Annotated in this window: 20 protein-coding genes and 7 pseudogenes; 19 read left to right on the top strand and 8 right to left on the bottom strand. The window is 34.1% G+C overall.

Annotation, left to right across the window (positions count from 1 at the left end; translation table 11 throughout):
- The first annotated feature begins 110 nt into the window (after positions 1-110).
- Complete coding sequence (locus tag AC0IXC_RS06450) at positions 111-386, top strand: stage V sporulation protein S (RefSeq protein ID WP_002035358.1); 276 nt, start codon at positions 111-113, stop codon at positions 384-386.
- 358 nt (positions 387-744) lie between these two features.
- Here the strand turns inward: AC0IXC_RS06450 and AC0IXC_RS06445 are convergent, their stop codons facing one another.
- Both AC0IXC_RS06445 and AC0IXC_RS06440 read right to left on the bottom strand, forming a co-directional pair.
- Positions 745-1,884, bottom strand: a complete 1,140-nt coding sequence (locus AC0IXC_RS06445; protein ID WP_471652719.1) for a tyrosine-type recombinase/integrase — start codon at positions 1,882-1,884, stop codon at positions 745-747.
- A 20-nt stretch (positions 1,885-1,904) separates the two neighbouring features.
- Positions 1,905-2,137, bottom strand: a pseudogene (locus AC0IXC_RS06440) (ImmA/IrrE family metallo-endopeptidase); the annotation flags it as partial.
- Positions 2,138-2,140: 3 nt separating this feature from the next.
- On the opposite strand from AC0IXC_RS06440, the pseudogene AC0IXC_RS06435 reads away from it, so the two are divergent.
- The 7 genes and pseudogenes from AC0IXC_RS06435 to AC0IXC_RS06405 all read left to right on the top strand — a co-directional run.
- Positions 2,141-2,893: pseudogene (locus AC0IXC_RS06435) on the top strand (DnaB-like helicase C-terminal domain-containing protein); the annotation flags it as partial.
- A gap of 22 nt (positions 2,894-2,915) precedes the next feature.
- Positions 2,916-3,020 (top strand): annotated as a pseudogene (locus AC0IXC_RS06430) (cell division protein SepF); the annotation flags it as partial.
- A 63-nt stretch (positions 3,021-3,083) separates the two neighbouring features.
- Complete coding sequence (locus AC0IXC_RS06425; RefSeq protein WP_044442009.1) at positions 3,084-3,275, top strand: DUF3954 domain-containing protein; 192 nt, start codon at positions 3,084-3,086, stop codon at positions 3,273-3,275.
- Between the two features lie 35 nt (positions 3,276-3,310).
- A complete protein-coding gene (locus AC0IXC_RS06420; RefSeq protein ID WP_254904960.1) occupies positions 3,311-3,436 on the top strand; it encodes a hypothetical protein in 126 nt (41 codons plus the stop codon).
- Between the two features lie 172 nt (positions 3,437-3,608).
- A complete protein-coding gene (locus AC0IXC_RS06415) occupies positions 3,609-4,007 on the top strand; it encodes a hypothetical protein (protein WP_471652718.1) in 399 nt (132 codons plus the stop codon).
- Between the two features lie 31 nt (positions 4,008-4,038).
- The gene (locus AC0IXC_RS06410) at positions 4,039-4,242 is read left to right on the top strand and encodes a hypothetical protein (RefSeq protein ID WP_471652717.1); all 204 of its coding nucleotides are present in this window, start codon (positions 4,039-4,041) and stop codon (positions 4,240-4,242) included.
- A 24-nt stretch (positions 4,243-4,266) separates the two neighbouring features.
- Positions 4,267-4,449 (top strand): hypothetical protein, encoded by a 183-nt coding sequence (locus tag AC0IXC_RS06405; RefSeq protein ID WP_471652716.1) that lies wholly within the window; start codon positions 4,267-4,269, stop codon positions 4,447-4,449.
- Positions 4,450-4,886: 437 nt separating this feature from the next.
- On the opposite strand, the gene AC0IXC_RS06400 is transcribed toward AC0IXC_RS06405, so the two are convergent.
- The 3 genes from AC0IXC_RS06400 to AC0IXC_RS06390 form a co-directional block, all read right to left on the bottom strand.
- Positions 4,887-5,444: a hypothetical protein gene (locus tag AC0IXC_RS06400; RefSeq protein WP_471652715.1), complete on the bottom strand. Its 558-nt coding sequence runs from the start codon at positions 5,442-5,444 to the stop codon at positions 4,887-4,889.
- A gap of 1,483 nt (positions 5,445-6,927) precedes the next feature.
- Positions 6,928-7,227 (bottom strand): hypothetical protein, encoded by a 300-nt coding sequence (locus AC0IXC_RS06395; protein ID WP_044442001.1) that lies wholly within the window; start codon positions 7,225-7,227, stop codon positions 6,928-6,930.
- 88 nt (positions 7,228-7,315) lie between these two features.
- Complete coding sequence (locus AC0IXC_RS06390; RefSeq protein WP_000807683.1) at positions 7,316-7,537, bottom strand: hypothetical protein; 222 nt, start codon at positions 7,535-7,537, stop codon at positions 7,316-7,318.
- A gap of 295 nt (positions 7,538-7,832) precedes the next feature.
- Here AC0IXC_RS06390 and AC0IXC_RS06385 point away from each other — a divergent pair.
- Together AC0IXC_RS06385 and AC0IXC_RS06380 are read left to right on the top strand one after the other, a co-directional pair.
- A pseudogene (locus AC0IXC_RS06385) lies at positions 7,833-8,302 on the top strand (ArpU family phage packaging/lysis transcriptional regulator).
- A pseudogene (locus AC0IXC_RS06380) lies at positions 8,299-8,796 on the top strand (tyrosine-type recombinase/integrase). Before AC0IXC_RS06385 ends, AC0IXC_RS06380 begins: the two co-directional pseudogenes overlap by 4 nt.
- A gap of 395 nt (positions 8,797-9,191) precedes the next feature.
- Here the strand turns inward: AC0IXC_RS06380 and AC0IXC_RS06375 are convergent.
- A complete protein-coding gene (locus tag AC0IXC_RS06375) occupies positions 9,192-9,515 on the bottom strand; it encodes a WGxxGxxG family protein (RefSeq protein ID WP_215591188.1) in 324 nt (107 codons plus the stop codon).
- A 345-nt stretch (positions 9,516-9,860) separates the two neighbouring features.
- Between AC0IXC_RS06375 and AC0IXC_RS06370 the strand changes: the two genes are divergently transcribed.
- From AC0IXC_RS06370 to AC0IXC_RS06355, 4 genes and pseudogenes are all read left to right on the top strand, one after another.
- The gene (locus AC0IXC_RS06370; RefSeq protein WP_000512143.1) at positions 9,861-10,376 is read left to right on the top strand and encodes a DUF3231 family protein; all 516 of its coding nucleotides are present in this window, start codon (positions 9,861-9,863) and stop codon (positions 10,374-10,376) included.
- A gap of 569 nt (positions 10,377-10,945) precedes the next feature.
- Positions 10,946-11,113 carry a hypothetical protein gene (locus AC0IXC_RS06365; RefSeq protein ID WP_044441988.1) on the top strand — a complete coding sequence of 56 codons (168 nt, stop codon included), beginning with the start codon at positions 10,946-10,948 and terminating at the stop codon, positions 11,111-11,113.
- A gap of 58 nt (positions 11,114-11,171) precedes the next feature.
- A complete protein-coding gene (locus AC0IXC_RS06360) occupies positions 11,172-11,606 on the top strand; it encodes a hypothetical protein (RefSeq protein ID WP_215591189.1) in 435 nt (144 codons plus the stop codon).
- Positions 11,603-11,942: pseudogene (locus AC0IXC_RS06355) on the top strand (HNH endonuclease). The gene AC0IXC_RS06360 and the pseudogene AC0IXC_RS06355 overlap by 4 nt, the downstream one beginning before the upstream one ends.
- 114 nt (positions 11,943-12,056) lie before the next feature.
- Here AC0IXC_RS06355 and AC0IXC_RS06350 read toward each other — a convergent pair.
- Positions 12,057-12,746 (bottom strand): annotated as a pseudogene (locus tag AC0IXC_RS06350) (helix-turn-helix domain-containing protein); the annotation flags it as partial.
- A gap of 621 nt (positions 12,747-13,367) precedes the next feature.
- The gene (locus tag AC0IXC_RS06345; protein WP_113734563.1) at positions 13,368-14,057 is read right to left on the bottom strand and encodes a hypothetical protein; all 690 of its coding nucleotides are present in this window, start codon (positions 14,055-14,057) and stop codon (positions 13,368-13,370) included.
- A 109-nt stretch (positions 14,058-14,166) separates the two neighbouring features.
- Here AC0IXC_RS06345 and AC0IXC_RS06340 point away from each other — a divergent pair, with 109 nt between their 5' ends.
- The 5 genes from AC0IXC_RS06340 (at position 14,167) to AC0IXC_RS06320 (ending at position 18,357) form a co-directional block, all read left to right on the top strand.
- Positions 14,167-14,814, top strand: a complete 648-nt coding sequence (locus tag AC0IXC_RS06340) for an HD domain-containing protein (RefSeq protein WP_002065130.1) — start codon at positions 14,167-14,169, stop codon at positions 14,812-14,814.
- Positions 14,811-16,706 carry an ABC-F family ATP-binding cassette domain-containing protein gene (locus AC0IXC_RS06335; protein WP_002127139.1) on the top strand — a complete coding sequence of 632 codons (1,896 nt, stop codon included), beginning with the start codon at positions 14,811-14,813 and terminating at the stop codon, positions 16,704-16,706. The genes AC0IXC_RS06340 and AC0IXC_RS06335 overlap by 4 nt, the downstream gene beginning before the upstream one ends.
- 75 nt (positions 16,707-16,781) lie before the next feature.
- On the top strand, positions 16,782-17,513 hold the full coding sequence (locus AC0IXC_RS06330; protein WP_215591191.1) for a Bax inhibitor-1/YccA family protein: 732 nt from the start codon (positions 16,782-16,784) through the stop codon (positions 17,511-17,513).
- 95 nt (positions 17,514-17,608) lie between these two features.
- Positions 17,609-17,863: a DUF4318 domain-containing protein gene (locus AC0IXC_RS06325; protein ID WP_002012563.1), complete on the top strand. Its 255-nt coding sequence runs from the start codon at positions 17,609-17,611 to the stop codon at positions 17,861-17,863.
- Positions 17,864-18,024: 161 nt separating this feature from the next.
- Positions 18,025-18,357 carry a single-stranded DNA-binding protein gene (locus AC0IXC_RS06320; RefSeq protein WP_002085936.1) on the top strand — a complete coding sequence of 111 codons (333 nt, stop codon included), beginning with the start codon at positions 18,025-18,027 and terminating at the stop codon, positions 18,355-18,357.
- Positions 18,358-18,372: the final 15 nt, after the last annotated feature.

The raw sequence follows: 18,372 nt of genomic DNA, 5'->3' as shown, positions 1-18,372 counted from the left end.
TGTAATTATACAGAATTGTTTGTATTTATTTCGAATAGTAGTTAAAGATACGTTAGTTATATTTCAAACAGTAAGAAAAGAGAGATTAAATAATAGAGGGAGCAACTTACATGGAAAATATATTAAAGGTATCCTCAAAATCAAGTCCGAATTCAGTGGCAGGTGCAATAGCGGGCGTACTAAGAGCAAGTGGCAAAGTAGAAATCCAAGTGATTGGAGCTGGTTCTTTAAATCAAGCGATTAAAGCAATTGCGATTGCAAGAGGTTTTGTAGCTCCAAGTGGCATTGACTTGGTTCTTGTTCCAGCGTTTCAAGAGGTTACTATCGATAATCAAGAAAGAACAGCAATCAAATTAATTGTAGGTCCTAGAAGGAGAAGGTCTTAATAGCGAGCATTAATATGAGGGGATTTGAAAAGGTCAATAGACTCCAAAAAGTTAGACACGTTATTTCATTTGACAGTTCCTTGGGCGTGGATACAGTATTGTACCGGATTTATGACTTTTAATTCCTCTTTATATTTAGCGGGTTTTTCTAGAAACTTAAAAATGCCAAATTCTTTGTGAAATAAGGGATTTGGCATTTTTGAGGTTTTTATGTTTTTTTAAATCAACAATTCTAAAACTGCTCATTCTTCTCCCAAGATTCAAAGATATAGGCTTATAAACCTTGTTATATCAAGGTTTCTGAGCCCTGTTTTTACTCAATGCTCACATTTTGCTCACATTAGAATTTTTCGGTTTTTTATTTGATATTTTCATAAGGTTTTATAACGTTCACAAAACTTTCGGCAGCTTGTTGCTGCATGTTTTGTGTGATATGGCTGTACTTGTCTAAAGTCATTTGAATGGAAGAATGGCCTAAGCGATCCTGAACGATTTTAGGGTGCTCTCCAGCTTGAAGCATGAGTGTAGCGTGAGTATGTCGTAAGTCGTGTATACGAATTCGAGGAACACCAGCTTTTTTATAGTGATCATTCAAAAAGCGATGAGGAGCATCTATATGTAAGGGCGAATGTATCGTATTGCCGGTGAAAATAAAGGCCTCTTCATTCAAGTGTATACCCCAGCGGGAAAATTCTTTCTTTTTATAGGAATAGTAGGATTGTAACTGCTCTATAACAAAAGAAGAGATACTAATGCTTCTATTTGAAGAATTAGTTTTTGTAGCAGCTTTAAATAGTCCTTTTTCTGTTTTTACAAGCGATTTATTAACCAGGATACGTTTATTATCAAAGTCCATACCTTTCCATGTTAGTGCAAGTAATTCTCCGCGTCTCATACCTGTATAGATTGCAAGTAAGAAGAACATATGGTACTTAGTATTTTTTTCTTTTAGATAATGAAGAAATTGATTACATTCTTCGCTAGACCATGTTTTCATCTCACCTTGCTCTTCGCGTGGTTTTTTAACCTTATTTATTATATTATCATGTATGATTTCCCATTCTACAGCGTGTTTGAAAATACATCTTAGGCAGCGGTGGATATTACTGATTGTACCATTTGATAGTCCTTTTTCCTTAAGTTCAGCATAGTAGCTTTGAACCATAACGGGTTTAATACTTTTAATTTCTTTATAACTAAATGTGGGAAGGATATAGAGCCTAACTAAACTCATGTCTTTTTCATAAGATGTAATTTTTAATTCAGCTTTACGAAGAGGCTTTAACTTTTCCCATATATCTAAAACAGTTAATTGTTTGTCATCAAAATATATTCCTTTTTCAATCTCTATAATCATTGTTGCAGCAGCATTTTGGGCTTTTTTCTTTGCTCTAAATCCACTTTTACTTTTTTGCTGTCGTTTTCCTGTGACCGGATTTATACCGATGTCTATTGTAAAAGACCACATATTTCTACGTTTCTGAAAACTTCCTTTCATGTTCAATACCTCTATTATTGTTAATTTTTAAAATTACAGTATTGTGATATTCGGTTCTGTAATTTACTTGCTAGTAATTGATTTTCATAATGTAAAAGCCTTTTTTCAGCAAATTGTGGTGTTACATTGAATTTTTCTGTGATTATATATGTTTTTAACTGTAGGGAAGGAAGTTTTCTTAACATAAAAGTAGGGACACAAAATTATTTGCTTTTGCTTCTTGATAATCCAGAAACATTTGATGCATAAATAATTATTACAAGAAGGCGATTTAATCATTGTTGGTGCTCGACCTTCAATGGGGAAAACAGCATTTGTATTAAACGTCGCTTTTCATGCAGCAACAGGGGTATTTTCGCTAGAGATGAGAGAAAAACAGTTAATTAAACGTATGATTTCAAGTACTGGAAATATAGATGCTACGAAATTAAAGAATCCCAAAAAACTATGCGATTTAAAAGATTGGGAAAAGATTAGTCAAGCAATGGGTTTGATAAATGATTTACCACTAGAAATTTACGATAAAGCGAATGTAACGATGCAAGAGATTTACGCTAAGACTAGGAAATTGAAGCGAAAGCATCCTGATAAAAAGGTATTAATTGCAATTGATTACTTACAGCTCATTGTCGGTGATCCAAAGCATAGAGGGAATCGTATGCAAGAAATCGGTGAGATTAGTCGTAAGCTAAAACTTATGGCAAGAGAGTTAAATATCTGCGTAGTCGCACTATCACAATTAAGCCGTGCTGTTGAAAGCAGGCAAGATAAAAGACCGTTACTTTCAGACCTACGTGAAAATGGTCAAATTGAGCAAGATGCGGACTTAATCGCATTCTTATATCGCGAAGATTACTATGACCGTGAAACAGAAAATAAAAACATTACGGAAATCATTTTAGCGAAACAGAGAAATGGTCCAGTTGGTGTTGTTGAACTAGCATTCATTAAAGAATTTAGTAAATTTGTGAACTTAGACCGGAAGTTTAGTCATCAACAGGAGGCTTAATCATGTAGTTACGGCAGGAAGTAGAGCGGAGGATAAACAATTTGTATGGGAAGAAGCTGAAGAAATGTGTAAGCGAGCAAGAGATGAAAAAGCATTCATTCCAGAAAACATTGTGCAATATTTGTAGACAAATAAAAAAGCCGAGACCACTCCCGAATTACTTCGACAAAGTAATTCGGGAGTGGTCTCGTTGGGAATTATTAAAGAAAACATTGCAGAAATGACAGCTGAAATTTCATTAAATCAGAATATGATTTACGTTGTGAAAGATGGAAAAGTTCATCTGATTGAACCACCAACTAGTGGCCACGGTGAACAGTCCTTTGTATATAAAAACGGAAAAGTAACTCGTATGGATGAGCGGAAAACGCAATTAATTTAATAGAGTTTGAATTTTGTATAGAAAGGCGTGGAAATATGGATAAGAAAAAGAATCTGGAAAACATTATCTGGCACATTAAGATGAATAGAACGGTTTTGGGTGATGAAATAACATTGAATCATGTGTTAGAAGCGTTAGAAAACATGGTAGAGGAAAACTAAACAAAAACGTTATTTTAACAACAAAAAGCCCTAGCAGGGGAGCTAGGGCAGGGGACGGGGTATTAAGAATTATTGATTCTATAAATAACGAATGACATCTTCGAATGAATTTAGTGTAACACACAAACTTGTATACATCTGTTACAAAATCATGAACAAAGGGGAATGAGAGATGAAGAAAGATAGAAATCAACGCATAGAAATTGTGAATTCACTTCTTAGTTACTTAGCAGATCACGAAAAGGATTTCTTTCGTTATGAAGATGAAAATAGAACAGCTCATTTTAAACATGATGGTAGAAATCTTTGGTTTGTAGATCACTATTCAAATGTTTCTATGCGTATGACAAGAAGCTCATATAAGAACAAGAAGCAAGAAAGGTGCTTCTCAAGCGGTGGAACGATGTGGGCACTAATTAGAGATCTTACTGACTTCATCTATGGGAATGACAATCCAAACGGTAGAAATGGATATGGCGGTCTGTACTGTACTCATTGGGGTTGGTCAGAGGAAGAAATGAAAAAGATGCGTGATTATGCAAGGGAAATTGGATACTTAAAAGCTTCATAAAATAGTTATCTTGTAGAAAAGAGGTATGTAAATGAAATACCAGGATATAAGAGAAGATAAATCGATTTGGGAGAAGAAGCATCTTGAAGGTGTAGGTGAGGTGCTTCTCGTCGAAGAGAGTTATTATGATTGGATTGCAGAATGTGTTGAAAAAACAAATAAGGTTCAAATGAAATTCTATAAAGTGATGTTTGGTTTTGGTGAAAATATAAAAGTCATTAGGGCGAAGAGTTGATATGAAGCGGTTGGGTATTACCTAATGGATGTTATAGGCTTCGGAGATATTCATGATGTTGTCATTGAGGAAATGGACCCGGCTGAAAAAGTCGAGTGGGAGTGTATTGGACTCCCTGTTTATAAAACGTTAGAGGAAATTCATATGGAGAAAGAAGCAGGTTGGTCGGATGACACAACATATTTGGTGGTAGGTCTAGAAGATTAAACAAAAGCGTTATTTTAAAGCTAAAGAGCGCTTAAGAAAAGCGCCCTGCACCAAGATGTATATTGAAAGAGGAAACATGACATTATATGCATGATGTTTTAGAATGGTGTGATTTTAAAGCTTAATCTTCATTGAATAACAAATAAAAAGAGCACACATATAAGTATGCTCTTAAACAAGAAAAGTTGATTTCTATGAGTGGAGAGTCTCCATACAATAGCATATGCTTGTCCAGTTTAAGTGTGAAAAGTTTTTAACAAAAACATTATTTGATACTAAAATTATCCACTTTAAAAGAGCACTATAAAAAGTGCTCCTTCAAAAAAATATTGTTATTTACTTAATTTTAATAATAACTAACAAAAAGAAATTGGAGTTTACTTACTGTGATATAAGTTGCGGAAAATTTATTACGGTTGGAATTACTGTGAATATTCTTAGTGAAATTGTTGTTGACCTTGTTGGTTACCCATTTGTTGACCTTGTTGGTTACCCATTTGTTGACCTTGTTGGTTACCCATTTGTTGGCTTTGTTGGCCACCCATTTGTTGGCTTTGTTGGCCACCCATTTGTTGGCTTTGTTGGCCACCCATTTGTTGGCTCACTTGATCAACTTGTGATTGAGCCTGAGAAATAGCTTGATTTATTTGACTTAACGTTTGATTAGATTGTAGATACTGTAATCCTTGGTTTAATGTTTGAATAGCTTGTTGAATTGTTTGCTGTAATTGTTGATCAGCTTGTTGCATTTGTTGTTGAGATTGATTACTAAATTGTTGAAGTTGTTGCATTAATTGATTAGCTTGTTGTAATCCTTGTTGGCCACCCATTTGTTGATTTTGTTGTAATCCTTGCTGTTGACCTTGAGATGCTTGTGATAAAGATTGATGTAACTGTTGAATTTGATTTTTAAGACTAGTTAATTCTTGTGAAACTTCTAAATCAGCAGCTTTACGTGCCACAGCTTCAACTTTTTTCTCAGTACGTTTGTCCATTTTTAACTCCTCCTTATGTAACCACATAATAGTGTGGAACATTTTTATAATGTACAAATTCTTATTTTTGATACTAAAAAATAAAATTTAGAGACTAGGGAAGAGAGGTATATAAATAGTACTTTAATCGAAAATAGAACAAGCAAAATTGCTTGTTCTAGAAGGAGGAGATGCTTCAAAACACCAAAATGACTTGTATTGGTAAACAGGTTCCTGGATAGTATGATTCAAATTAAGAAAGTTATACAAAAATAGCAGGCAAAGTTTCCTTGCCTGCTTGTGGGTTGAACGAGTTAGCCAATTGCGATAAATTGCCTTCCCATTCTTTTACAAGAAGAGTGAAGCCACTAGTTCGAATGGCTTATAAGTATCGTGTGCAGTTTAGCTAAAAAATATGTAAAAGAAGATAAAGAATTTATTTTATAACAAAAAAAGAGCGCTATTTGTAAGTGCTCTTGAAAGACGAGCTTCAATAATAACAAGAGATCGATTCAATAAAATTGATGATTTTCTTATTTTAAGGTAAAAATTAAACGTAAAATAGGAGAACAGATACATAGGCTGTTCTCCTAAGGAGCGGGAATACTGAATTTGAAGTGCATCTCAAATGACAATCAATCAAGCATTTCATAAATAGTATGTACTTATGTAGAATTTTAATACAACAAAGCAGCTAGCTAATTAAGCTAACTGCGATGTTCTCAGTACTGTCTCTAAAGGATATGTGATTCGGCACAATTTCATAGGAAAACAATTATGGCTGTTAGCCCACCTATAGTATGTAAAATTTTTAGGGATTTATTCTTGGATTTTATAATAAAGAACCAATGAAAATAATATGGCAGACAGTTGGTAAGTGAAAACTGCCTACCAAATGAATGAACAGCTGTGATTTGGAAAGATTGAGCTACATCTGTAATAGCTCATGGGTAGTATAGGTGAAAACTTAAAAGTTTATTCAGTGGGTAAAGTGAACTAGGCAAAAAATTCATTTGAAAATAAAATCAACATGTAAAAAAAGAGCACTGTAAACAAGTGCCCATCGATAAGGAGGTAACTCTTTGAGCGAGTGTCTTGCGATACTAGGATATGTTTAAGGAGCGTGGAATAAAACCAAATTTGTATAAGAATAACAAAAGACAAGAAATTTTACTTGTCCATGAGTTTAGAGAGTGAAATGCCCCTTTTAACTGATATGTAAGCAGTATGTGTAATGAAATTGAGAATATAAAAAAAGCAGCTAGCAAAAGCTAACTGCTCGCTACAAGGAGATACAGAGAAAACTACTTTAAATGAGTTTTGGCATACAGCCTATCTACATTATTGACGGAGTATTTAGTTTTATTTGGCCGAGCCAAAAAAAGAACTGTATATTAGTGCTCTTCAGACTAAGTCTCTTACAGTATCAGTTACTGGCGTTATGTGTAAGAACTACAAGTGTATCTTAAAAATAATGCTTATTTATTCAAATATAACTTCACAATTAGAGTAGAATCGCATCAATACGCTCACAGTTAACTACAGTGATATCTCCGTTTTCACCTATAAATGTAGCAAGGCATGATTTATTATGGAATCCTACAAATATAGAAGCTTTTAATACTGTGCCGTTAACTAAAAGTTGCTTTATTTTTTTTCCTAAGTAAAATGTTTCTAAAAGATAGCAAATATCTTTAGAACTCTCTTTTGGGGTTGGGATAAAAGAAGGGCGGTTATTTGGAAGAGATGTTAGATTAGGATTGAATACTTTGGGAGTAAGAGCATAGTTTATGAAAACTGACATTTTTCTGGCTCCTCTTTTTTATAGTTTGTATTGAAATATGCTTATGGAATTGTGAGATGGGGCTTTTTTCCAAAGCCCCATCTTTACTCTACTCAGCTTCAATTCTAAGTGCTTGAATATCACGACAGTCCAAAATAATAATAGAGCCAGGTTCTGTTGTGTTATCCACAAATGTTACACAAAAATTATCAGGATTAAAGTTAGTAAAAATAAGATCCTCTAGTGTTGTTCCTGTAAGGAAAACATCTACTTCTGTACCTAACTGTAATCTTTCTAATTGTTCGCAAACACATTTTGTATGCTCAGCCATATAAAAAACCTCCTTTCCTCGGTTTACTGTTAATATATGTATAAATTAAATAGAACGATTGGAGTAATAGCTTAATAATACTAATTATTTTGCTAGTTAATATGTTTATAAAATAATCCTTTGAATAGAAAAATAGATAAATTATGTAAAAATGGTATAATAAAAATTAAATATTTAGTCCTACTGGAAGAACTAGCGGACATCAAACCATAAAGAGCATTAGCGATAGTGCCCTATGGTTTGATGTCCGCTTTTTTATTTTCATTAATAAAACAGACAAGGAGTGTTTATACATATGAAGCAATTAACATTCTTACCCAAAATCGATCGTAAAGCAACACAAGTTCGTTTAGAAGAGATTCTTGAAAATGTTCGTATTTATAGACAATTTGGGATGATTAGAAATGAGATGAAGGTTACAGCTTCTTGTGAGGTGAGATATCACGGTCCAATAAACATAGTAGGAAAGCCAGCTGAAGATGTTGCTTTAGCAAATATTGCAATGAATGAAAGAGAAGTGAAATTACAACGTTTATCTTTCAAATCGATAAGGCGTTAAGTCGCTTTAGCAAGAGTCAAAGGGAGATTATTGTAAAACGATATTTAGAAGATGAAGAAGTGTTTGATTACATGGTTTATAACGATATTGGTATGAGTGAACGTACATATAGAAGAAATAAATCTAATGCTTTTTATAAATTAGCTTTTGCTCTTAGATTAGAAGTATATGAGACAGAAGAACAAAATGGAGGGAAGGATATATGAACTTTGTTCAACCTATTCGTGATCCAGAGCAAATACAGCAGATTAAAGAATATCTGAAGGAAAACAATGAACGCAATTATATTTTGTTTGTAATGGGAATTAATACGGGATTACGTATTAGTGACATTCTAAAATTGAAGATAGGTGACTTGAAAGGTAGCCATATTTCAATGAGAGAAAAGAAGACAGGCAAACAGAAACGGATTCAATTAACTCCAGCGTTAAAAAGAGAACGGTACATTGAGGAAAGAGATGAAAATGAATATTTAAATTAAGAGTCGTGAAGGAACTAATAGACCAATTGGGCGCAGCATGGCAATAAGATACTTAGAAGTACAACGGCAGAGTTTGGCTTAAAGGAGATAGGTACTCATACGTTAAGAAAGACATTTGGATATCATATGTACATGCAAAAAAAGAACATTGCGTTGTTAATGGAGATATTCAATCATTCAAGTGAGAAAGTGACACTTCGATATATAGGTGTAAACTAAGATGCGATGGATAAGGCTATGACTCGATTTAAGATATAGCAAAGTCCTTTTTGTTTTTTGATTTTTATAATTACCCATTTTTTATGCGTTGTGTAACTTAAAAGGGAAAGTATTATGAAGCTAAGAATATCAAGGGATTCAGCAATAGGGGCAGTTACACAAAATATAAGATATGGGTAAGTGAAGAAAAGGCATAAAAAAGGAGCGTAATTCGTCAAATAGATGTAATGCTCTATTACTATTAAGTTAAGAAATTCATTGTTTCCGATTAATTGCATCCGTTTATTGTGATTGTTATTGATTTTAAAAAATAAAAAATCGCCTTATTAAAGGCGATTCATTTTGCATTTTTTTGATAAATAAATATCTTTTAAAATTAAATACAATGTTCTACATTAACGTCTTTCTGGATCATTGTCTTTTTTTCTAAGACCAAATAATCCTACTAGCCCCAGTAAACCAAGCCAAGCCCAATTATTATTTTTATTACGATTATCATTTAAATCATTTGTCGTATTTACATTTCGAGTTCTCACATCATTATTAACTCTATTCATATGATAGTCATTAACTCTATTCGTGTTATAGTCATTAACTCGAGTTGTAGTATTGTTAACTCTATTCGTATTATATCCATCGTATTCAGCATGGACGCTTGTACCAAAAACCATAATAGTTAGTAATAGGGCACCTAAAATAGATGAAAGTTTTTTCTTCATGGTTTTCCCTCCTTTCGTATTTAGTAATATCTCCAGTTCCTTTAGACAATATTCGGTTGAAAATATATAAAACCATTTGAATTGAAATTCCAATAAACATCTTTAATTTTTATTATTAAAAGTACTTATAATAATGGATTAAGTTAATTGAAATGTATTTATTCTTTATAAGAATAAATTTTTGGTAACGGTACATTCTATGAGAGGTAATTACTATATTTGGGTAAGGTGTTCCTTATGAGTTATAAGAATTTATTTTCTTTAATCAAGAACATGGTTGGGAAAATTTTTTCTATAGTAAGTATTGTTGCTAAAAGTCTAATTTCTTTAAGGAGGAATATTTTTATGGGTATTTTAAGTGGAAATCCACAAAATGAACCAATGCACTACGGAGAAGTCTTTGGAATTTGGAGTTACCTTGCAGCGGCACAAGGTGCAATTGCTGGATATCAAGTTCTTATTAACCACACAGGAGACGAGGATTTAAAGAAATTTTTAGAAAACCTTGTAGAGAATGATATTCAATCAGAAGTTGAAGAATTAAAAAATATATTAAAATTGAATGGTGTTGCATTACCACCAGCACCTCCAGAAAGACCAGTTGCATCTATTGAAACGATTCCTCCTGGTGCTCGTATTAATGATGCAGAAATTGCAGCTAAAGTTTCTATGGATCTTGCTGCTGGGTTAGTAGCATGTAGTCAAGCTATGGGACAATCTCTTCGAGAAGACGTTGGAATGATGTTTGGTCAATTTCATATGAAAAAGGCCCAAGCTGGAGCTATATTACTTCGTCTGAATAAGAAAAAAGGTTGGATTATTCCGCCTCCATTACATGTTCTACAATCAGATCAAGCATAATAACTAAATAAAATTCAATCTATTCTTTATGGTTGTTGCAGTGAGGTTGTCTAGGGAAATAAAGGCGATTAGCAAATTAAAATAATTGGCAGAGTCGTGACCGCTTTTTGGCAGTAAATGTGTCGGTTGTTTTGGAATCAACGTGATATCTTTGTATTGTGAGTAGTGGCGGAAAACATTGCTCACAAAACTCCTTATATCTGAAAATGGATCGTCATAACCGGTGGCGATGGTTGCAGATTGGCTGAACAGTTGTTTCTTGATTTCACATTCAATTGCAATTCACGTTGTGTAAACGGAGAAGGGCTTTTGCTCTTCTTCCAGTTACTTAATATTGTTACCTAGATAAGTGTAAACAACGTTAGGTGGTTGGAAGAAGAATAAAACTTCATTTACCGTATTTATAGTAATAGCATAAGATTTTGACGAAAGGGCAACTGACGCATGGTTGCTCTTTTATAATGCCAAAAGTGTATAATTCGTGTGAGATTTGAAAAAATAGTATATTATCTTTCTCGATGTACATATTAAATAAAGTGTTTAATATCATACATAAAAGGCGGGAGAATATGAGTGAAAATAAGAAAAATGAAGAATTGAATAAGGTAAAGAAGTATTATTTTAATGAGGATAATCAGCCAGTAGCTGGTATAGAGTTAACTTTGCCGCCTGATATAGGAAGCTTGTTAGACCCGAAATCAGTTAATGATGAAAGTAGAGATATTGATAATGAATAAGTTTAATCTAAGCATCCATTCGGGTGCTTTTTATTTTATAGATAAGGAGTGAGGATAGATGTGTGAGGTACGTACAGAAACAAGATATTTCAATCGTTCTGAATGTTTAGCGTGTGGTCATCAAAATAAGGTGTATCATCCATCTAAAGAAAAATATCAAGAAGTAACCGTTTGTCCGAAATGTAACGGTGCTTTTGTAGATATGTTTAAGTTAGGGAAGTACAAACAATCGGATGATATAAAAGCTAACGAAGAACCTTTATTACAAATTGTGCAATCAGATATCAATGCTGTTCCTATTGTGCTTTATAAAGGCGAAGAGATAAAAGGTAGAGTAAGAGTTAGTTTTGATTGGAAGACAAACTATAATTGTAGATTAGGTTCTTACATTCACACCGAACACGTTGAACCAGATGAACAAGGTATTAACACAAAAAGCATACAGCATAATCATCCTATTGTGGGAGAACAGGTAGAGTTCTTTCGGTTATGAAAGAATACAAAACCAAACAACAGAAGCGTAAGTTCTATTACAGTGGCGAGTGGAAGAGTATACGAGAACAAGTAAAGAAACGAGACAACTATGAGTGCCAACCAAGAATGTAAACGAAATGGTCGAGTTCAAACTGATACCAATGAGTATAGTGAGAGCGCAAAGCGTAAGAAGATACAACTCGTTGTTCATCATATAAAAGAACTAGAACATCATCCAGAACTTGCATTAGAAATAGACAATCTCGAAACAGTCTGTGTTAATTGCCACAATAAAGAACACGGAAGAACATTTAAAAAGAAAATCAACAAATGGGAACATGATGAAAAGTGGTGAAAATGATTCGGAAACAGCACCCCCCCTTAAAATATTTCATCAAAAATTGCTCTAAGGGGCACCGGAGGAGGGGATCGATTTTCTGAATTTATCACCGTTTTCGCGCGTTATATTAGTAACCTCTTGGTCCTTAGTAAATGCTTTATCACCTGTAGAGAAGTTTGTAACTTTATTGCACTGTCTTACGACCTTCCACAGTTCTTGAATTGTTTTTGATTCACTGTAAAAAGAGCTAGTTAAAGAAACAAAACGTTCTGGTACCCAGTGAGCTACGAAATCAGCTTCTTTAATGTTTTTTTCAGGAGTATTGCTATTCTCATTACTATTACGTTTGTTTTTATCTTTTATATTTTGTTTTAAGGAAGAAGGGGTTGTTTTAATGGTAGGGCACTTTGTAGGAGTTTTTGTATTTACCTTGTCGGATACTTCTTCCACAATTGGTTGAATGATAATGGCATTAGAAGTTTGTAGCATATCTTTTGTGCGCTTCATTGCCACTTGTTTAATCATCTCTAAATCGACAAGTTTCTTCATTAAACGTTGTACAGTTTTATATGAAACTTCCATCTATGCAGCAATTCTATTTCTGCATAGGAAACTAACACCTACATATTTAAAGCTGTGGCGCTTTAAAATTTCAAGTAATGTAATTAATTTAGATTGTACGTCAGTACGTTTAATAGACATACGAATGTTGTCTCTGTATGTACGTACAGTTTTATTTAGTTCTTCTAAATCTGTGAATGATGATAAATTATGGAAGGATTCTTTACTTGCGATAACATCGATACGTTTCTTTTCCATCATTAATTAGCCCCTTTGTATAAACAAAAAAGCAACAGAATGCCAATTGTAAGCAAACTGTTGTTAAGGAGCTCTTACGTACTGTAAAATAGTCCGTAAGAGTACAGCAAGTGTTTGTGCCTATCTAGCGTAGGCGGACGGTATATAGAGTGTTGGTATCACCTTATATACACGCTATGCTCTTTTGTTTTAGATTTAAAAATGCCCGATTTTATACAGTGCATTTTGGGTTATTTTGATTTATCGAATATACAAAAGGCTGATAAAGTAATGTTTCACAATGAATTTGATTTGAATTAATATCCTGAAATTTGTTCCGCACACAAGTTCAAAAATGGGAACGGTAATACCTATTTATCAAGGTGATTGTAATACAATATTTATTGTAGAAATGTATGTTAAATGAATTGTTTTTAAAATAAAAATCGATTTAATACAGTTTAATTAAAAGGCTATTATTTGCTCACATTTTGCTCACAAATAATATAAAAACACGTGAAAAAATATGAAATTCCCTATTGAAATAGAATGTAATATAACAAATGAAAAAGTGTCACAAATGCTTGTATAACAGGCGTTTGCGACACTTTTATAGTTTTGCTTAACACAAGATGAATAAGATTAAAACTGCTCATTCTTCTCCCAAGATTCCACAATATAATGTGCAATCGTCGGATTAAATCCTTTACCAACTAAGAACATAATCGCAGCAACTTCTGTTAAAGCATGTTTGTGTGATGTATGTTTCGCTTCATTCAAGCCGTAATCTACCCAAGGTTTTACGAAATCAAGTACAGGTTTCTTTAAAGGTAAAAACTGTGTACCGACAACTTGTTGAATTTGTTGTTGCGTTGGTTCTGTAATAGGTCCAGGTGGTAAAATTTGAGGCTGCGTAATATCGAATGTAGGTCCAGGTGGTAAAATTTGAGGTTGCGTCGGATCGATTGTTGGTGGTTTTGGTGGTGAGACACGTGCGTCGTAGTTGGGTTGATACATTTGTTGTTGGTATTGTGGTTGTTGTGGCTGAGTTGGGTATGGATTTTGTTGTTCTTGAGTTTGCTGAGTTGGGTATGGATTTTGTTGTTCTTGAGTTTGCGGTGCTGCATATGGATTTTGAGGATATTCATAATTTGGACGTGTGTCATATGGATTTTGTTGTTCTTGAGTTTGCGGTGTAGCGTATGGATTTTGTTCGTATTGTTGTTCTTGCTGTTGTAATTCTTGCTCCTCATATTGTTCAGCATATCTTTGTTCCTGATGTTGAGGATAAAGAGGTTGTTGTGGGTAAGGCGGTTGGTTATTATAGAACATTTTTATTCCTCCTTCATAATGATGCTTACCACCTAGTGTATGGGCGGACAAGAAAATATGTGATGAAAAAATGCGGGCGTGTTACAATAAGTAACTGGGTGAAGATAAAATGATAAAACAAGAAAAAATACAAAAAACAATAACTTTCGTAAAGCATATTTTAGAAAAAGATGCGAGTGGGCATGATTGGTATCATATTGAACGCGTACATAAATTGGCGATTTCTTTATCCGAGCAAGAAGGGGGAAATCGTTTTATAATTGAAATGGCAGCATTACTTCACGATGTAGCAGATGAGAAGTTAAATGAGAGTGAAGAAGCAGGAATGAAAAAAGTTTCTGATTGGTTAGAAGAGTTACGTGTTGAAGAAGAGGAAAGTAAGCATGTTCTTCATATCATCGCCAATATGTCTTATAAGGGCGGTCATGGTGGCACAGTTGAGTCACTTGAAGGGAGAATTGTTCAAGATGCGGATCGTTTAGATGCTCTTGGTGCAATTGGAATAGCTCGAACGTTTGCATACGGAGGAGCGAAAGGGAGATTAATGTATGATCCAACTATCCCTCCTCGAGAAGTGATGACGAAAGATGAATATAGAAAAAATAATGATCCATCTTTAAATCATTTTTATGAAAAGCTTTTAAAACTAAAAGATTTAATGAACACGAACGCAGCAAAACAAGAGGCTGAAGTTCGTCATCGTTATATGGAACAGTTTATTGAACAATTTATGAAAGAGTGGAATGCACAAATATGAAAATGTTAACTGTGGAGAACTTATCGAAATCATACGGAGAAAAACCGTTATTTGATGGATTATCATGTAGTATTACAGAAGGACAACGTGTCGGAATTATCGGTGTAAACGGTACTGGTAAATCAACGTTATTAAAAATTATTGCAGGATTAGAAACTCCTGATACAGGTGATATGACGCATTCACGCGGATATACAATTAGTTATTTATCACAGCAACCAGAGTTTGATGAAAAACTAACAGTATTAGAGCAAGTGTTCCATGGTGATACACCTTTAATTCGTCTTCTTCGTGATTATGAACAATCGTTATTAAATATCGAAAAAGATCCAAGTAATGAAAAAGTACAGGAACAATTATTTGCAGTGCAGCAACGTATGGATGCGATGAGTGCATGGGAAGCAAATGCGAATGCAAAATCGTTATTAACGAAATTAGGAATTACTGATTTTACAGCAACTGTTGGAAACCTATCTGGTGGACAAAAAAAGCGTATTGCAATGGCGCAATGTTTTATTGAAACACCTGATTTATTAATTTTGGATGAGCCCACGAACCACCTTGACCATGAGACAGTTGAATGGTTAGAAGAATATTTAGCAAGATATACAGGTGCGGTATTACTTGTAACCCATGATCGTTATTTCTTAGATCGTGTGACAAACCGTATTTTTGAATTAGATAACGGTAAACTGTATAGCTACGAAGGAAACTACAGTACATTTTTAGAAGCGAAAGCACTTCGTGAAGAGCAAGAATCGGCACAAGAATCAAAACGCCAAAATTTATATCGTCGTGAACTTGCTTGGATTCGCCGTGGTGCAAAAGCCCGTTCTACGAAACAAAAGGCGCGTATTCAGCGTTTTGATGAGCTAAAGGGACAAGAAGGACCAGCAGCGAAGCAATCAGTTGATATTGCACTAAGTGGAAGTCGTTTAGGAAAGAAAGTACTTGAATTAAAAGATGTAACGAAAAAATTTGGTGATAAAACAGTATTACATAACTTTAATCATATTGTGAAGCCTGGTGATCGTATTGGAATTATCGGAGCAAATGGAAGCGGAAAATCATCACTATTAAATATGCTTGCAGGAAAATTCTCTCCTGATAGTGGTGAAATTGAAGTAGGACAAACTGTAAAAGTTGCCTATTATACGCAAGAAAATGAAGAGATGAATTTAAACCAGCGTATGATTGAATACATTAAAGAAATTGCGGAAGTTATTCATACGACAGATGGAAAAGTAATTGGCGCATCTCAAATGTTAGAACGTTTCTTATTCCTACCGCATTCACATGGAACAACGCTTGGTAAACTATCTGGTGGCGAAAGAAGACGGTTATATTTATTGCGTATTTTAATGGGAGAACCAAACGTACTATTACTTGATGAGCCTACGAATGATTTAGACACACAAACATTAACAGTGCTAGAAGATTATTTAGAAGATTTCCCAGGTGTCGTTTTAACTGTATCGCATGACCGTTACTTCTTAGATAAAGTAGTAGATGAATTGTTCATCTTTACTGGCGAAGGCGAAGTGCGTGAATTCCTAGGTAGTTATACAGAGTATTTAGAAATGGAAAAAACGAGAGAACTCATTGAGAAAGCAGAAGTTCAAAAGGAGAAAAAAGTAGTAGAAGAGGCTCCGAAACAACAACGTAAACGTAAACTTTCTTACAATGAGCAGCGTGAATGGGAAACAATTGAAGATACAATTGCACAACTAGAAGAGAAACTTGAATCAATTGGAGAAGAACTTACGAATGTTGGATCTGACTTCACAAAGGCCCAAGAATTATCTGAAGCAGGGCAGAAGATAGAAGAAGAGCTAGAAAAAACGATGGAACGATGGAGTGAACTATCCGACATCGTTGAAGGATTAAAATAAAAACAAGCTGCATATATTGAAAAGTAAAGAGAAAAACTTTACACTATTGGTAGAACCTATTTTAGGAGGGAAAAAATGAGAACATCTAATCCAATGTTGAAAAAAGAGGCATTCCGTAAAGAGGGAGCAAATACTTCCGCGATGACTATTGGCGGAACAGTAGGCAAAACGTTTATCATGCTTATCTTGCTGCTTGCAACGTCTGTCTATTCATACATACAGATGTCAAATGGTACGATGAAAATGCCAGTATTAATTGGTGCTTTAGTTATTGCGACAATCGTTGCGTTTGCATCTATCTTCTTCCCACGCATATCACCAATTGGTGCACCGATTTATGCGGCAGTAGAAGGGGTAGTGTTAGGAAGTATTTCAGCAGTTTATGCAATGAAATTTCAGGATTCTATCGTTTTAAACGCTGTATTACTAACAATCTCAATTCTATTTGCGATGTTAGTTTTATATGCAACACGCGTAGTGAAGGTAACTGATAAATTCCGCACAGGTGTTATGGCAGCAACAATGGGAATTATGGTTATGTATTTAATCGTATTCTTACTAAACATGTTCGGTGTTTCTGTTCCATATATTCACCAAGGTGGGACAATTGGTATGATCATTAGTGCAGTTATTATTGTAGTTGCTGCATTAAATCTATTACTAGATTTCGATTTAATCGAAAGCGGTGCACGTAGTCAAGCTCCAAAATATATGGAATGGTACAGTGCAATGGGTCTAATGATGACTCTAGTATGGTTATACCTAGAAATTCTTCGTTTCGTTTCTTACTTTACGAAAAATGACTAATAAAAAAATCCTGCATGAAATGTGCAGGATTTTTTTATTTTCAAAGATAAATTGAAAATATGATGTTGGCAACTTAAATTGAAGGGGGATGGAATATGATGAAAGAGAAAAAAGGGATTATGAAAAAACTATTTTCTAAAAGTTTTTTCATAGAACTAGATGACGCTTTAACATATCCATCAGCAGAAGTTATTCGTTCAGCTATTGAAAGCTATGCGGCTAAATGTAATGAACAATTAAAAATTGAGAGTAAAGTTAAACCGATTACTTTCTACTTAGAAAATGTAATGTACCGCGCTGAAATAAAGATGGCCCGCGGAGGATATTACATATCTTGCAGTGAAGTATAATGTTTTTGGAAACCTTACATGTTTAAAATATGTAGGGTTTCTTTTTTACTTTTAAAAGATATAAAGTAGTACTTTTTACTTGAAAATATATCATTTTGCACTTTTTACCCTGCACACATTTTTCCTTACAATGAAGAAAAATATGTGAGGTGGTATAACTTATGATGAATCGAGTTGTATTAATCGGTAGATTGACAAAGGAGCCAGAATTATACTACACAAAACAAGGTGTCGCTTATGCACGAATATGTGTTGCGGTGAATAGAGGTTTTCGAAATAGTTTAGGTGAACAGCAAGTAGATTTTATTAATTGTGTTGTATGGAGAAGGTCGGCTGAAAATGTAACAGAATATTGTACGAAAGGCTCACTTGTTGGGATTACAGGGCGTATTCATACGAGTAATTACGATGATGAACAAGGAAAGAGAGTATATAGAACTGAAGTTCTGATTGAGAGTATTACATTTCTGGAGAGAAGGAGGGAGGGTGCATAGGGGTAGAACGTAAAG

It is taken from the genome of Bacillus sp. AC266 (assembly GCF_979253805.1).
Note: the sequence above shows the minus strand (reverse complement) of the source record. Positions and strands in the feature narration are given on the sequence as shown.

Excerpts from the sequence above, each read along its gene's own strand:
- AC0IXC_RS06330 (WP_215591191.1), top strand. The coding sequence starts at position 16,782 with ATGAGAACATCTAATCCAATGTTGAAAAAAGAGGCATTCCGTAAAGAG.
- AC0IXC_RS06370 (WP_000512143.1), top strand. The coding sequence starts at position 9,861 with ATGGGTATTTTAAGTGGAAATCCACAAAATGAACCAATGCACTACGGA.
- AC0IXC_RS06445 (WP_471652719.1), bottom strand. The coding sequence starts at position 1,884 with ATGAAAGGAAGTTTTCAGAAACGTAGAAATATGTGGTCTTTTACAATA.
- AC0IXC_RS06405 (WP_471652716.1), top strand. The coding sequence starts at position 4,267 with ATGGATGTTATAGGCTTCGGAGATATTCATGATGTTGTCATTGAGGAA.
- AC0IXC_RS06345 (WP_113734563.1), bottom strand. The coding sequence starts at position 14,057 with ATGTTCTATAATAACCAACCGCCTTACCCACAACAACCTCTTTATCCT.
- AC0IXC_RS06400 (WP_471652715.1), bottom strand. The coding sequence starts at position 5,444 with ATGGACAAACGTACTGAGAAAAAAGTTGAAGCTGTGGCACGTAAAGCT.
- AC0IXC_RS06395 (WP_044442001.1), bottom strand. The coding sequence starts at position 7,227 with ATGTCAGTTTTCATAAACTATGCTCTTACTCCCAAAGTATTCAATCCT.
- AC0IXC_RS06415 (WP_471652718.1), top strand. The coding sequence starts at position 3,609 with ATGAAGAAAGATAGAAATCAACGCATAGAAATTGTGAATTCACTTCTT.
- AC0IXC_RS06390 (WP_000807683.1), bottom strand. The coding sequence starts at position 7,537 with ATGGCTGAGCATACAAAATGTGTTTGCGAACAATTAGAAAGATTACAG.
- AC0IXC_RS06450 (WP_002035358.1), top strand. The coding sequence starts at position 111 with ATGGAAAATATATTAAAGGTATCCTCAAAATCAAGTCCGAATTCAGTG.
- AC0IXC_RS06335 (WP_002127139.1), top strand. The coding sequence starts at position 14,811 with ATGAAAATGTTAACTGTGGAGAACTTATCGAAATCATACGGAGAAAAA.
- AC0IXC_RS06365 (WP_044441988.1), top strand. The coding sequence starts at position 10,946 with ATGAGTGAAAATAAGAAAAATGAAGAATTGAATAAGGTAAAGAAGTAT.
- AC0IXC_RS06410 (WP_471652717.1), top strand. The coding sequence starts at position 4,039 with ATGAAATACCAGGATATAAGAGAAGATAAATCGATTTGGGAGAAGAAG.
- AC0IXC_RS06360 (WP_215591189.1), top strand. The coding sequence starts at position 11,172 with ATGTGTGAGGTACGTACAGAAACAAGATATTTCAATCGTTCTGAATGT.
- AC0IXC_RS06320 (WP_002085936.1), top strand. The coding sequence starts at position 18,025 with ATGATGAATCGAGTTGTATTAATCGGTAGATTGACAAAGGAGCCAGAA.
- AC0IXC_RS06340 (WP_002065130.1), top strand. The coding sequence starts at position 14,167 with ATGATAAAACAAGAAAAAATACAAAAAACAATAACTTTCGTAAAGCAT.
- AC0IXC_RS06375 (WP_215591188.1), bottom strand. The coding sequence starts at position 9,515 with ATGAAGAAAAAACTTTCATCTATTTTAGGTGCCCTATTACTAACTATT.
- AC0IXC_RS06420 (WP_254904960.1), top strand. The coding sequence starts at position 3,311 with ATGGATAAGAAAAAGAATCTGGAAAACATTATCTGGCACATTAAGATG.
- AC0IXC_RS06325 (WP_002012563.1), top strand. The coding sequence starts at position 17,609 with ATGATGAAAGAGAAAAAAGGGATTATGAAAAAACTATTTTCTAAAAGT.